The organism is Bradyrhizobium australiense, assembly GCF_013114825.1.
Lineage (GTDB): Bacteria > Pseudomonadota > Alphaproteobacteria > Rhizobiales > Xanthobacteraceae > Bradyrhizobium > Bradyrhizobium australiense.
On the sequence record NZ_JAAVLX010000007.1, the window covers coordinates 309740 to 323452 of the forward strand.

Below are 13713 nucleotides of genomic sequence, written 5' to 3' on the forward strand. Positions count from 1 at the left end.
GGAGGTGCGGTATGGCGACAAAAGCTAACCAAGTCGTCCTTGATACGCCGGCGGCGGAGTTCCGGCTTCCGGCCACAGACGGCAGGACTTACGCACTGGACGACGTTGCGGGCGAAAAAGGCACGGTCGTCGTCTTCATCTGTAACCATTGTCCCTATGTCAAAGCGGTGATCGACCGCATGGTTTCGGACGCCCGCGCGCTGATGTCGGAGGGCGTCGGCTTTGCAGCGATTTGCTCGAACGATGCGGCGAGCTATCCCGAGGACTCATTTGAGAACATGAAGCGTTTCGCGAAAGCTCATGATTTCCCGTTTCCATATCTCCACGACGAGACCCAGATAGTCGCTCGAGCCTATGGAGCGGTCTGTACGCCGGACTTCTTCGGTTACAATGCCGACCGCAAGCTCAAGTATCGCGGCCGCCTCGACGAAGGCCGCACAACTGCACCTCGCGCGGGAGCGCCCCGAGAGCTTGTAGAGGCCATGCGGGCGATTGCGATCACCGGTGCGGCGCCGGCTGACCAAAAGGCGTCTATTGGCTGCTCGATCAAATGGAAGGACGAATAAAGCCGAGACCTGTGCTGAGCGCCCCACCGGCTACAGAAAACGACATTTTTTGCGCCTCGGCTACTCTTCTGCCGTTACTGCCTTGCAGGCGAAACTGCCAGTATCATCGGATCGTCAAAGCCCGCGTCCGCATCTGGCCCAAGCCCGACATGCCGGCAGGCTGTGCCAATGTCTGCTTCCGAGGGAAAGGTGGAATCGCAACCCCTGCATCAGTGCAGCCGATTTATGAGAGTACACGTCGCAGTTCCGGGTGGTTCGCGGCGGTGACTTGCCGTCATAAAACCGTTATCTCTTTGGCCTGCATCGCTTAAGGCATCCTCGATGAAAGTTCGCGCCAGCAATCTGATGATCGGCATCCTGACCCTGGCCCTGATTGCCGGCTCGCTCAGTGCGTGGCTCGGCTATCAGAAGCTCGCCGGCATTAACCAGCAGGTGCCGTTTCGGGTGATTTTCGAAGGCTCGGCCTCAGGCCTGCGCCAGGGTGGCAGCGTGAATTTCGCCGGCATCCGCATCGGCGAAGTGGTGTCGCTGAAGCTCGACCATCCGCGCCGCGTGGTCGCGCTCGCCATGATCGACGGCAACACGCCGGTGAAGAGCGACACGCAAGTCGGTCTCGAGTTTCAGGGGCTGACGGGAATCGCGGCGATCTCGTTCACCGGCGGCTCGGATGAAGCGCCGCCACCGCGAAAGGGCGCTGACGGCATTCCCGAGCTCACCGCCGATCCGGAAGGCACCCTCAACACCCAGGAAAAAATCCGCGTTGCGCTGCGCAACGTCGATCGCGTGATCGCCGACAACGAGGTGGCGATCAAGGATACCTTGCGGAACTTCGAGACGTTCACCGCCTCGCTCTCCGGCAATGGCGAGAAGATTACTTCCATTATCGCAACCGCCGAATCCGGCGTCAGCGCGGTCGACGGCGCCATGGACAAGACCAAGGATTTGCTCGGCAGCCTCGCCAGCGACAAGTACGGCGGCGAACTGCTGCCGACCGTGATTTCGCTGCGCGAGCTGATCGAAAGTTTCGACAAGAAATCCGGGCGGGTGATCGCCGAGACGCGAAAAATGCTCGACGATGTCAGCGAGTCCGTCAACAAGGCGGGCCAGAAATTTGGCGGACCGCCTCCCCGGCGCTAGGCTGCTTCCCGCATAACAATCGAAAAGATGGAACGCCCGACGTGCTCGACAAATCCGCAAGCTTGACCGCGCCGCCTCCGACCGTGACCCGCACTGAGAGCGCGGTGCCGCGGGCGCTACAGAAATATCTCTCGCTCGACGATTTCGAGCCGGTGGCGCGGCGGCGGATTCCGAAATTTCTCTACGGCTATATTTCCGGCGGCGCCGAGACCGACGCCGCGCTGCGCGACAACCGCAAGGCCTTCGACGAATACGGTTTTGTGCCGCGCGTGCTCAACGACGTCTCCGGCCGTGACCAGAGCACGACGCTGTTTGGCAAGACCTACGCCGCGCCGTTCGGCATTCCGCCGATGGGTTCTTCCGCGCTGTGCGCTTATCGCGGCGACATCGTGCTGACGCAGGCGGCGAAAGCCGAGAACGTGCCGATGATCTTAAGCGCCTCCTCGCTGATCACGCTGGAGGAGGTGCGCGCCGCCAATCAGACGGCGTAGTACCAGGCCTATCTCGCGGGCTTGCCGGAGCGGATCGAACCGCTGATCGATCGCGTCGCGGCGGCCGGCTACGATACCTTCGTCGTCACCGCCGACGTGCCGGTGCCGCCGAACCGCGAGAACAACATCCGCAACGGATTTCAGGTGCCGCTTGCGATCACGCCGCGCGTGTTCTGGGACACGGTCACGCATCCGCACTGGCTGTTCGGCACCTGGGCGCGCACCGTGATCAACCACGGCATGCCGCATTTCGAGAACATGGACGCGCAGCGCGGCCCGCCGGTGCTGGCGAAAAACCTGATGCGCAACATCGGCGCCCGCGACCAGCTCGCCTGGAAGCACGTCGAGCTGATCCGCAAGAAGTGGAAGGGCAAGCTCGTGGTCAAGGGCCTGATCTCGCCGGCGGACGCGAAAATCGCGCGTGAGAGCGGGGTCGACGGCGTGATGCTGTCCAACCACGGCGGCCGCCAGCTCGACTATACGATGTCGGGCCTGCGCACGCTGCCGGAGATCGCAGCGGAAGCCAAGGGCATGATGATCATGGTCGACGGCGGCATCCGCCGCGGCACCGATGTGATCAAGGCGCTCGCGCTCGGCGCCCATTTCGTCTGGGTCGGCCGTCCCTTCCTCTATGCCGCAATCGCCGGCGGGCAAGCCGGCGTGCAGCGCGCGATCGGGCTCTTGAAGGCCGAGATCGACCGCGACCTCGCGCTGCTTGGTGTTCGCAAGCTCAGCGAGATCACGCCTGATCTGGTGCGGAAGTTTTAGCACCCGATTCTGATTATAGGGCGCGAACCCATAAATTCAGACTTGGTCAGTGGACGTCCGCTTAGGTGCGCATTCCGGACTCAAGTTTGGAAGCAGTCACTTTCTGCTAGGTCTAATTGCGCCAACCGAAAGTTTGCAGGAACGACGGTGCCTGCAACGCCGGAGCCTGGGCATTTTGCACAAACCGGTCCTGTTCCTGTGTTCGGGCGTCTTGTGCGGGCGGGACCAGTACCGGTGCATTTCGCGCCCGCCGGACCTTTTTTCGGAGATTGTGCACGGGGCGTATCTCTGCCCGCGCATTATGGACGGCCCGAACCTGCCGGTGCTTTTGCATGGGCCGGGAAGATGCTCGGGCATTTTCCGCAACCGGCGCCAAGGAATCTTGCACAATCTGGGTCGGGGCATCTTGTACGGGATGCACGGGCTCGACCTGTGCCTGCGCATCTTTCTCGTCCGCCCAAGCTTGGAATTGCTTAAACAGGGCTTCAGTTACCGGCTCACTATTTTCTGCCTGACTCTGACCGGCGGGTTCAGGGGCGGCAGCAATTTCGTCGCGGGTTGGCGCGTCCTTTGCGGTCGGCGGCAAAGCTTGAGCATCGGCAGTCGATTGAAATGTTGACGTCGACTGATCGGTGCCAGGTTTGAGCGCCGAGTTGTCGATCAGCGAAGCCGTAACGTTTGCAAAGGAAGCCGTAACGTCTGCGAAGACCATCACTGGATTTCCCACCGATAGAATTGCGATACCGATAGCTGTCGCCGTTGCAGCCAAAATACTCGCCTTGAGGACTAGCGACGAGATAACAGCTGTGTCCCAAGCTTTCCCAATACCCTGTTCCTCGGGTTCATCGGCGAGAATGACAGGCAAAGGATGACCCGGACTAAAACCGTCTTTGGTCGGCATTGGGCGCCTCCTGTTAATGTTCTTGTTGGCGAGTACCCTTTATCGAAGTCCAAAACGCGGAGAAATCTTGACTTCACTTGGGCCGGGGAACCAGACGATTTGGCTGTCGGTATTTCGGCTTCGGGAACTCGCGTTGCTCGCCGCTCTGAGACGCTGACTCCGCGCGCGAAGTGGCCGTATTGCGCCATCAGCAAACGAGATACGCCGATGGATTCCTCAGAGCCAGTCGCCGCTGCCCACAGAGCCTAGACCTCAGCTGCAGCAGGTAAGGCTCGGCAACACGGTAAAGCTGGATGATGACGCGACGCTTATCTCTGCCCATCGTGTACCGAGATCGCATCCACCGACAGGCCGCCGATGCGCGCGTGCGTCCGGCCGCCGGTCGCCATCACCAGTCCGAACACGATCTCGTCGCGCCGTGGCGCGTCCCAGATCGTCATCTCGGCGGTGCCGAAATGACTGCGGACGTAAGCGGCCTCGATGTGGCCGAGCGGGACCATCAGCCGCGTGCCAATCGCGCCGACGGTCTTTGCCGCGGGCACGATCGCCTTGGCCTGCGCGATCACTTCGCGGATCGCAGCACCACCCGCTTCGTGCCAGACCGCGCCATGCTCCAGTTCGCCGTCACCGCCGACGATCGCGCCCTTGCCATAGGCTTCGATGGCCTCATTGCCGCCCAGCCGCTCGCATAGCGTCTTGGCCAGTTGCCGGCCGAGATCGCGCAAGCCGGCTTGAAACGGCATCACGTCCGGTTCATAGCGGCCGGCATAGGGATTGTTGATCACGGCCAGCGCGGTGCCGATCAGAAGCGGCTGCGCCCGGCGCGGCCCGCGTTCGTGCCAGACTTCCTCGATCGAGACTTGCGTCTTCCTGATATCGTAGGCCGTCACTGCGCGGCCTCATCGATCACGGGGTTACGCAGTACGCCGATCTTCTCCACCTCGACTTCGACGACATCGCCCGGCACCAGGAACATCGGCGGCTTGCGCGTAAAGCCGACGCCGGCCGGCGTGCCGGTTGCGATGACGTCGCCCGGCACGAGATCGAAGATTTCGGAGGCGTAGTTGATCAGCCGCGGGATCGAAAAGATCAGGAACGACGTGTCGGATTTCTGAACGACGTTGCTGTTGACGCGGGTCTCGAGCTTCAGTTTCGTCGGATCCGGCAACTCGTCTGTCGTCACCATCCAGGGTCCGAACGGCCCGGTGCCGACGAAATTCTTGCCGGCCGCGATCTGCTGGGCATGCCGCTGATAGTCGCGCACGCTGACATCGTTGTAGATCGAGTAACCGGCGACATGGGCCATGGCATCGGCCTCGGAAATGTGGCGGCCGGGCTTGCCGATGATCACCGCAAGCTCGCCTTCCCAATCGAGATGGGTCGATACCTTGGGGCGGATCACCGGCGCGTCATGGCCGACCTGGGAACGCCACACCCTCAGGAAGATCGGCGGAAAAGCCGTGATCTCACGCTTCATGCCGTGGGCCACCGCCTCCTGGTGATGGTCGAGATAGTTGCGCACCGCGCAGACGATCTTTTCGGGACGCGGGATCACCGGAAGATATTTGACGTCGGCGAGCTTCAGGTCCGGTTTGAAGCCGGCAACGAGACGATCGCGCTTCTCGAAATCGGGGCTTGCGATGAAGTCCGGCAGCGTGGCGTGCGGCAACTTGCTGCCGAGGTCGACCACGCCGTCGCCGACGATCGCTCCCCAGGTCTCTCTCCCGTTGTTCAGAAATGAAAGCAGCCGCATGGGACGTGTATCCTTCTCGGTTGGAACGGGCTGATTGGTTAGAATTTCGTCAGGGACGACTATTTTCGAAAATATTGCCGAGCGCAACCGAAATCCGGCGGCGGGCCGGCATCCGCTGAGCACTTTTGAGGAAGGGCCGCCGCCGGCCGCCTGCCAGGCGATCAGCCGGCGCTGATCAGGCCAGAGGCGTATTTAGCGACGTTGTCCGACGTGGTTTGGATGTGGCTGCGGATCAGATCGCAGGCCTGATTGGCATTCCGGCCAATTGCGGCCTGCATCAACGCCCGGTGTTCGCCGGCCTTGTCGCGTGGGCGCGGCCGGAGGATGGCCGACAGATTGCGGTAGCGTTCGGCGCGATCGAACAGCGAGTTACGTACGGCAAGCAGCGTCGGCGATCCGGATGCCGAGACAAGCGCCTCATGGAATTGGCGGTGTGCCGCTTTCCATTCGGCGCTGCCGGCATAATCTTCCGGGGCCCGCTCCTCGATCCTGGCGAGCCGGTGAAGTGACGAAATCACCCTTATTTCCCACTCGTCATCGCCCTTTTCGATCGAGCGCCGCAACAGATCGACTTCGATCAGGATGCGAGCATGCGTCAGGTCGTCCAAGTCTTCGAGCGTGACAGGCGCGACCTTGTAGCCACGCTGCTCCTCGGCGACAACGAGCCCCTCCGTCACCAGCAATGTCAGGGCTTCGCGCAGCGTCGTGAAGCTCGCACCGAACGACAGGCGCAGCGCGTCGAACTTCAGCGATTCATTCGGCTTGAGCTGGCAGGTGACGATCTCGTTTCGCAGCCGGTGGGCGATGTCGGAGGCGAGCGTCTTGCCGAATTCCTTGCGCGCCTTGAGGGCTGTCGTTGTCATTGATTCTCTCGCGACCCGGAGCCCGCGATCCTAGCCCAAAAGAATCCCGTTGCAATAATTTTCGCAATGAGCAATATTTTCGAAAATAGTTATGGGGAGCCGCTCGGATGAAGGCTGTACTGGTGCATCGCCCTGGAGGTCCGGAGGCGCTCGACTATGTCGAAGTGCCGATGCCGGCGCTAGGCGAGCGGGACGTTCTGATCCGCGCCCAGGCTTTCGGCATCGGCCAGCCCGACAAGCTGATTCGCAGCGGGGTTTACAAATGGATGCCGCCCCTGCCAGCCAATCCCGGCAATGATGTCGCCGGGATCGTCGAAGCCGTCGGCCCGCAGGTGAGCGGGCTTGCCGTCGGCCAGCGGGTGCTGTTGAGCGCGCGCGACCTTGCCCAGCGCGGCGGCTGCTACGCCGAATACGTCGCCGCCCCGGCTGACGCGGTGCATGTGCTGCCGGACAACGTTGCGTTCGAGCACGCAGTTAGCTTGCCGAACTACCAGGTCGCCTGGGCGCTACTGCACAATTGCGGATCCGCTATGCCGCCCCACTCCGCCCTCATCATCGGCGCGGCCGGCGGCGTCGGGACGTCCCTGGTGCAGCTCGCAAAACTCGCCGGGATGAAGGTGATCGGCACGGTCAGCACGCAGGAGAAGGCCGCCTTCGCTCGAAAGATGGGCGCGGATGAGATCATCTTCTATCGCGACGAGGACGTCGTCGCCCGCACCCGCGCGCTGACTGCCGGACGCGGTGTCAGCCTGGTGCTCGATCACGTCTGCGGCCCCGAATTCTATTCCTATCTCGGCGCGCTCGATAAATGGGGCACCATCGTCTCCTACAACGCGTTCGCCGGACTGCCAACGGAAAACCTGATGGGCGAGATGCGCAAGTATCTCGACATCTGTCCGGCGATCCGCTGCTTTTCCTTTCACATCTACGATCACGACCGCGAAGGCCGGCGCGACATCATGCGCAAGGTGATCGGCTATCTCGCCGACGGCGCCATTCGCCCGTCGATCTTCAAGCGCTTCAAGCTCTCGGAAGTCCGCGCCGCGCATGAACTGCTCGATTCCGGTGCGGCGTTTGGCAAGATCGTGATGACCCCGGACTGAGAAGGGCAGGATACCTGCAGTCTGAGAATTTGCCCGAATTCAAGAGGTCACGAGATGATCAAGGTCAAGCGGCTGCGACACGTCACCTTCACCAGCCCGGACATCGAAGCGCAGCTCGACTACTACCAGTCCATCATCGGACTTGCGGTGATCCAGCGCAGCGACGGCCGGATCTTGCTCGGCACCGAGTCCGACGAGCTGACGCTGGTTCTCGAACGCGGCGCGGCCCCTCAACTGACCTCCATTGCCTATGAAGTGGCGCCCAACCTCGATCCGGCCGACCTGCAGAAATCGCTGGCAAGCCTCGGCATCAGATCAGAGGTCAGAAGCGACACGGCACCGGGAATAGCGACGGCGCTGGTCTTCGACGATCCGGACGGACACCGGATCGAATTGTTCTCCAGATGGGAGTTCTGCAAAGCTCTCGAACCGATCCGTGGCCTCGCCGTCGCCAAGCTCGGCCACGTCGCGCTCCACACGCCCGATCCCGAACGAACAGCCAAATTCTTCAGCGACGTTCTCGGCTTCCGCGTCTCCGACCGCATCGAGGAAAATTTCGTCTTCATGCGTTGCGGCCCGGAACACCATGCGATGAATTTTGCGCGCGGCGTCGACGGCCGCCTTCATCATCTCGCCTTCGAGCTGCGCGATGCCTCGCACATGCACCAGGCCTGCGATCTGCTCGGACGCAACCGGTTTCAGATTCTCTGGGGACCGGTGCGGCACGGACCCGGCCACAACGTCGCGGTCTACCATCACAATCCCGATCGCCATCTGATCGAGCTCTATTACAGCATGGATCTGATGCTCGACGAAGAGCTTGGCTATTTCGAACCCCGTCCCTGGCACCGCGACCGTCCGCAGCGGCCGAAGACCTGGGTGGGATTGCCGCGCGACGTCTGGGGCGTCGGCCCGGCCAAGGAGGCGACCGAATTTTCTCCGGCGATGCGCGGCGTGAAGTAATCGCGCCGCGCCTCAATCAGCCCGAACCGACATTCAAAAAACAAAACAGCAGGGATGAAACAAATGGCTCGATCGCTCAACTTCCTGCGCGGACGGTTACTTGCCCTGTGCTGCTGCATCGCTGCTGCAGCGCTTAGCCTGGCCTGCCTGGCGCCTTCCATTGCCGCCGCGCAAACTTACCCCAACCGCCCGATCCGGCTGCTGCACGGCTTTGCGGCCGGCGGAGCCGCCGACACCATGGCGCGGATCGTCTCCAACGGGCTTTCGAAGCGGCTGGGGCAGCCGGTGCTGGTGGAGGCCAAACCGGGCGCGGGCGGCAATCTGGCCGCGGACGCCGTCGCCAAGTCCGCGCCGGACGGCTACACGATCGGCCTCGTCACCGGCGCGCATGCAATCTCCGGCGCGCTGTACAAGCAGCTCGCCTATAGCCCCACCGACAGCTTCGATATGCTGTCGACGATGGTCTATTACGCGCTGGTGATCGCGGTGCGCGCCGACCATCAGGCAAAGACGCTTTCGGACCTGATTGCGATGGCGAAAGCCAAACCCGACGACCTTAGCTACGGCTCGGTCGGTTTCGGCAGCACGCATCACCTTGCCGGAGAACTCCTGAACGTGACTGCGGGCACGCGGATGGTGCACGTCCCCTATCGTGGTGACTCACTGACCGTCACCGCGCTGCTCGCCGGCGACGTTCCCGTGATCGTCGGCACTACGGTGCTGCTCACAGGCCAAATCGATAGCGGCGCCATTCGCGGCCTCGCCGTCACCTCGCACGCGCGCACCAAATTGCTTCCGAACGTGCCTTCCGTACAGGAAGCCGGCGTTAAGGATTTCGACGTCAGGACCTGGGCGGGGCTGGTGGCTCCGAAGGGCACGCCGTCCGATATCGTCAAGCGGCTGCATGCCGAGATCCAGTCGATGCTGGCCGATCCCGCAACGAAGACGGCGCTGGAGACGGCAACCGGCGGCGAGGTCCGCGGCAGCACGCCGGAGGAGATGCGCACGCTGATCACGTCGGAAATCGACAAGTGGTCGAAGGTGATCAACGACGCCGGCATCCCGCGCATCTGACCTCAGGCATAACGCGCCGCGCCCATGCACACCGCCGTCACCGCGAGCAAGGCGGCCGCGATGCGCTGGGCGGTGGCAATGCGCGAGCGCGCACCGGCCTGATCGGCTTTCCCATTGCGCAAGCTTCGGATCGCGCGGCCGCCGATCGCGCCTTGAACGGCGGCGGCAACCAGCGCGGCGAGAGCTCCCACGGCCAAAATTTGCTCGGCCGTACCGAAGGTGCCGGCATGAACGGAATGTCCGAGGTAGGCGCCGGTCAGCATCGTGACGACCGCGGCGCCCATTTGCGGTCCAAACAATTGCTCGCCGGCGGCGCCGCCGGTTCGCGCCAGCGTAAAGCTCGATCCAGCCCAGAACGACGACGATAACACGTGAAGCGACAAGGCTATGATGAGTGGAATCTGCATGGGGCTCGCTCCGGGATGGATGTTGCAATTAGATATACATGATGTATAGTCAATTCGTCAAAAGAATGGCGGGTGAATGAAGAGGCGCGCCTATGTGAGTTCCGTGCGGTCGGCCGCCGCGGCGGAGAAGCGCGATCGCGTCATCGAAGCCGCAGCGAAATCGCTGCGCGAGGACACGAGCATTGCGCGGTTTTCGCTGGACACGGTGGCAAAGGCGGCCGGCGTGACACGGCTTACCGTCTACAATCAGTTCGGATCACGGCGCGGCCTGCTCGAAGCTGTGTTCGACGACATCGCCCGCCAGGGCGGGCTTCATGAAATCGCCGATGCCATGGCGATGCCGGAGCCGCTGAGAGCGCTGGATCGCGTGGTCGAAATCTTCTGCGGCTTCTGGGCCAGGGACGCCGCCATTGGTCGCCTCCACGAGGCGATGGCGACCGATCCCGAATTTGCAGAGGCGCTGCTTGACCGCAACGAGCGGCGGCGAAAGCTGGTCAGGATGCTGGTCGGGCGTATCGCCGGGAAGGCTGCATCACGCCGCGCGCGCGAGGGCGCCATCGACATGATCTTTGCGCTGACGAGTTACCCGATGTTCGCGATGCTGAGCCGCGGGCGGGCGACCAACGAAGTCTGTCAACTCGTGCAATCGGCCTGCCGCGCCGCGGTCGAGCCGCTATCGCGCTAGCTGCTCAGTAGCACGGATGGAGCGCAGCGCAATTCGGGGAAGATTGCTCCGCGGTGACCGTCCCGGATTGCGCGGAGCCCGTCATCGGGCGCGCATTCGCGCGAGCCGTTGGCTCCATCCGGGCTACGGAATCTTGAACTTGCTATACGCTTCCCTGGTCGCAATGATCACATGATCCGCGCAGCCGTTGGTGCGGTGCGGGTCACAGCGGTTTTCGTATTCGGCTGACGTCATCATGTTGATGAAGGCGGCGACCGTGGGATAGTAGACCAGCGCCAGATAGTCCCAGGTATTGCCAGCCTCGAGTCCGAGCGCGACCGCCTGGGCCTCGCCGGTCCATAGCAGCGTGCCGCCCCGCGCCTTGATCATCGGCACGGTGAGCGCGCTGTAGCGCAGATAGGCGTCCCGGCCCGAACCGTCGCCGTCGAGCGAGCGCTCGCGAAACCGCATCAGATTCACCATCACGACCGGCGCCTGCTGGTCCAATTCTGCGAGACCCCGAACATTCAACAGATCAACACCCATGATTGGCTCCTGCTGCATTCGGCGGGATAGGCATGCCTGCACTTTGCCCACCATTCCATTTCACATGAAGACCGTCATCACCCGCGACTTGTCCGCCGAAGCTCAACGAGCCAAGGCGGAAAGCGGGTGATCCAGTATCCAGAGACGTTCGTGGTCAATCGAGAAGCCGCGGCGTACTGGATACCCCGCTTTCGCGGGGTACGACAGCGGGGCGCCTGGATACGCAGGACATTGTAGCATTGCGCGCGCAGGACTTGTCGCGCGGCGGAAAATCCGGCCCTATCCGAACCCGCGACATGACCAAGCCTGCACCAGCGCCGCCTGCCTTCCATCCGGTCCGGTGGCTGACCAACCAGCCCTATCTGCTGCTGACCCTGACCTCGCTGTTCTGGGCCGGCAACATCGTGCTGGCGCGCCATGTCGCCGGCCACGTGCCGCCGCTGACGCTGTCCTGTGTTCGCTGGATCGGCACCTTTCTGATCCTGCTGCCGTTTGCCTGGCCGCACCTGAAGCAGGACTGGCCGGTGCTGCGCGCGCATCTGCCGATGATGCTGTTTCTGTCGCTGGTTGGGTTTGCCTACAACAATGCGATCTCCTACTGGGCCCTGCAATATACCGAGGCGTTGAACGCGCTTCTGATCCAGTCGGCCGGACCGCTGTTTGTCGCGCTGTGGTCGCTGGCTCTGTTCGGCATCCGCCTGACCGGGGCGCAGCTTGCCGGCATCACGATCTCACTCGCCGGCGTCCTGACCATCATCTTGCGCGGCGATTTCGGCGCGCTGGCCAACATCAGCTTCAACCGTGGCGACCTGATGTTTGCGAGCTCTTTGGTGTCGTTCGGATTGTATTCGGCGCTGATCCCGCGCCGGCCGGTGACGCATGCATTGTCGCTGATTTCATTCACCACCTGCTGCGGCGCGCTGATGCTGCTGCCGTTCTCGATCTGGGAGTTTTCAACCGGCGCGACGCTGAAGTTCGACATGATCTCGATGGCGACGCTGGGCTATGCCGTGATCTTTCCCTCGACGCTGGCGTACCTGTTCTTCAACCGCGGGCTGGCGCTGATCGGCCCCAATCGCGCGGCGCCGTTCTTCCATCTGGTGCCGGTATTCGGCTCGGCGATGGCGATCCTGCTGCTCGGCGAGCAGTTACGATTATTCCATCTGGTGGGCTATGCGCTGGTGCTGGCCGGCGTGGTGATTGCATCAAGGCGGGCTTCGGCGAAGAAAGCTTAGCAGCCCCTGCGGCTTGGCGTTTTACCGGGCTTCCACTTTGTCCCTCGGCAGGCTAGCTTGCCGGCCATTTCAACAGAAGAACAACCGAGGAAACGACTATATGTTCGCGTTATTGAAGCGGTATCGGCCTGTCGCCGCAGTGGCTCCCCTGATGCTGGCGATGATCGCCACGGCTGCCGCGCAGGCGCCCTACCCGAACCGCAACATCACGCTGGTGCTGCCGTTCGCCGCCGGCAGCGGCACCGATACCACCACGCGCATCATCTCGAAGGAGCTCGGCACCGCGCTCGGCACCGGCATGGTGATCGACAACAAGGCCGGCGCCAACGGCTCGATCGCCGCGAGCTATGTGGCGCGCTCGGCGCCCGACGGCTACACGCTGTTCGTGACCACCAACACGTCGCATTCGGCCAATCCGTATCTCTTGAAGAACATGACCTACGATCCGGTCAAGGATTTCACGCCGATCGCGCGCACCGGCGACCTGCCATTCATGCTGGTGATTCATCCGGACATTCCGGCGAACTCCGTGGCCGAACTGATCGCGCTCGCCAAGAAGGAGCCGGGCAAATATACCTATGCCAGCGGCAGCTCGGCGGCGATCGTCGCGGGCGCGACCTTCGCCCGCCTCGCCGGCATCGACTTGCTGCACGTTCCCTACAAGAGCTCGCCACCCGCGCTGACCGACCTGATCGCCGGCCGCGTCTCCATGATGTTCATCGACGTGCCGACCGGCCTGCCGCACGTCAACGCCAAGGCGCTGAAGGCGCTGGCGGTCACCACCAAGAAGCGTTCGGCGCTGCTGCCCGACCTGCCTACCATGGACGATACGGTGAAGGGTTTTGACATCACCTCATGGCAGGGTTATTTCGGTCCGGCCAATCTGCCCAAGGATATCGTGACCAAACTGAACGCGGAGATCCGCAAGGTGGTCGAGCGGCCCGATATCAAGAGCCAGCTCGCTGAGCGCGGCATGGAGGCATTCTCCGGCACGCCGGAGGAGTTCGACGCCTTCGTGAAAGAGCAGCTCGTGGTGTGGGAGAAGCTGATCACGGCCGCGGGGATCGAGAAGCAGTAGGGCTGCTGCCGCGCTGCGTAGGGTAGGCAAAGCGAGCGTGCCTACCATTCTGCCACTCATAAGGTCGTCATCGTCCGCCTTGTGCGCAATTGCGCACTGGGGCGGACGATCCAATACGCCGTGCCGTCCGCAATTCATCATTGACGCCGCGGCGTACTGGATGC

14 protein-coding genes and 1 pseudogene are annotated in these 13713 nt (G+C 62.7%); 9 read left to right on the plus strand and 6 right to left on the minus strand.

The features are described 5' to 3' along the window. Positions 1 to 11 precede the first annotated feature (11 nt). From HCN58_RS22005 to HCN58_RS22015, 3 genes and pseudogenes are all read left to right on the plus strand, one after another. Positions 12 to 566 (plus strand): thioredoxin family protein, encoded by a 555-nt coding sequence (locus HCN58_RS22005; protein ID WP_171581481.1) that lies wholly within the window; start codon positions 12 to 14, stop codon positions 564 to 566. 321 nt (positions 567 to 887) lie between these two features. Next, positions 888 to 1703 (plus strand): MlaD family protein, encoded by an 816-nt coding sequence (locus HCN58_RS22010; RefSeq protein ID WP_171581482.1) that lies wholly within the window; start codon positions 888 to 890, stop codon positions 1701 to 1703. 104 nt (positions 1704 to 1807) lie between these two features. Then, positions 1808 to 2962: pseudogene (locus HCN58_RS22015) on the plus strand (alpha-hydroxy acid oxidase). Positions 2963 to 3074: 112 nt separating this feature from the next. Here HCN58_RS22015 and HCN58_RS22020 read toward each other — a convergent pair. The 4 genes from HCN58_RS22020 to HCN58_RS22035 all read right to left on the minus strand — a co-directional run bounded on the left by HCN58_RS22020 (position 3075) and on the right by HCN58_RS22035 (position 6479). Further along, on the minus strand, positions 3075 to 3863 hold the full coding sequence (locus HCN58_RS22020; RefSeq protein WP_171581483.1) for a hypothetical protein: 789 nt from the start codon (positions 3861 to 3863) through the stop codon (positions 3075 to 3077). Positions 3864 to 4171: 308 nt separating this feature from the next. Next, complete coding sequence (locus HCN58_RS22025; RefSeq protein ID WP_171581484.1) at positions 4172 to 4753, minus strand: amino acid synthesis family protein; 582 nt, start codon at positions 4751 to 4753, stop codon at positions 4172 to 4174. After that, entirely contained in the window at positions 4750 to 5616 is an 867-nt protein-coding gene (locus HCN58_RS22030) for a fumarylacetoacetate hydrolase family protein (protein WP_171581485.1), read from the minus strand. Before HCN58_RS22030 ends, HCN58_RS22025 begins: the two co-directional genes overlap by 4 nt. Positions 5617 to 5777: 161 nt before the next feature. Next, positions 5778 to 6479, minus strand: coding sequence for a GntR family transcriptional regulator (locus HCN58_RS22035; protein ID WP_171581486.1), 702 nt, complete (start codon positions 6477 to 6479; stop codon positions 5778 to 5780). Between the two features lie 107 nt (positions 6480 to 6586). Between HCN58_RS22035 and HCN58_RS22040 the strand changes: the two genes are divergently transcribed. From HCN58_RS22040 to HCN58_RS22050, 3 genes are all read left to right on the plus strand, one after another. Then, a complete protein-coding gene (locus HCN58_RS22040; protein ID WP_171581487.1) occupies positions 6587 to 7582 on the plus strand; it encodes a zinc-dependent alcohol dehydrogenase family protein in 996 nt (331 codons plus the stop codon). Positions 7583 to 7636: 54 nt separating this feature from the next. Then, on the plus strand, positions 7637 to 8545 hold the full coding sequence (locus tag HCN58_RS22045) for a VOC family protein (protein WP_171581488.1): 909 nt from the start codon (positions 7637 to 7639) through the stop codon (positions 8543 to 8545). A gap of 63 nt (positions 8546 to 8608) precedes the next feature. Further along, positions 8609 to 9619, plus strand: a complete 1011-nt coding sequence (locus HCN58_RS22050; protein ID WP_235983790.1) for a tripartite tricarboxylate transporter substrate binding protein — start codon at positions 8609 to 8611, stop codon at positions 9617 to 9619. Positions 9620 to 9621: 2 nt separating this feature from the next. Here HCN58_RS22050 and HCN58_RS22055 read toward each other — a convergent pair whose 3' ends face one another. After that, entirely contained in the window at positions 9622 to 10026 is a 405-nt protein-coding gene (locus HCN58_RS22055; protein WP_171581490.1) for a hypothetical protein, read from the minus strand. A gap of 76 nt (positions 10027 to 10102) precedes the next feature. On the opposite strand from HCN58_RS22055, the gene HCN58_RS22060 reads away from it, so the two are divergent. Next, positions 10103 to 10711 (plus strand): TetR/AcrR family transcriptional regulator, encoded by a 609-nt coding sequence (locus tag HCN58_RS22060; RefSeq protein ID WP_171581491.1) that lies wholly within the window; start codon positions 10103 to 10105, stop codon positions 10709 to 10711. 123 nt (positions 10712 to 10834) lie between these two features. Here the strand turns inward: HCN58_RS22060 and HCN58_RS22065 are convergent, their stop codons facing one another. Beyond that, positions 10835 to 11236, minus strand: a complete 402-nt coding sequence (locus tag HCN58_RS22065) for a DUF1330 domain-containing protein (protein ID WP_171581492.1) — start codon at positions 11234 to 11236, stop codon at positions 10835 to 10837. 296 nt (positions 11237 to 11532) lie between these two features. Here HCN58_RS22065 and HCN58_RS22070 point away from each other — a divergent pair, with 296 nt between their 5' ends. Both HCN58_RS22070 and HCN58_RS22075 read left to right on the plus strand, forming a co-directional pair. Beyond that, positions 11533 to 12471 carry a DMT family transporter gene (locus HCN58_RS22070; RefSeq protein WP_171581493.1) on the plus strand — a complete coding sequence of 313 codons (939 nt, stop codon included), beginning with the start codon at positions 11533 to 11535 and terminating at the stop codon, positions 12469 to 12471. Between the two features lie 151 nt (positions 12472 to 12622). Next, entirely contained in the window at positions 12623 to 13549 is a 927-nt protein-coding gene (locus HCN58_RS22075) for a Bug family tripartite tricarboxylate transporter substrate binding protein (protein ID WP_235983813.1), read from the plus strand. The last annotated feature ends 164 nt before the right edge of the window (positions 13550 to 13713 follow it).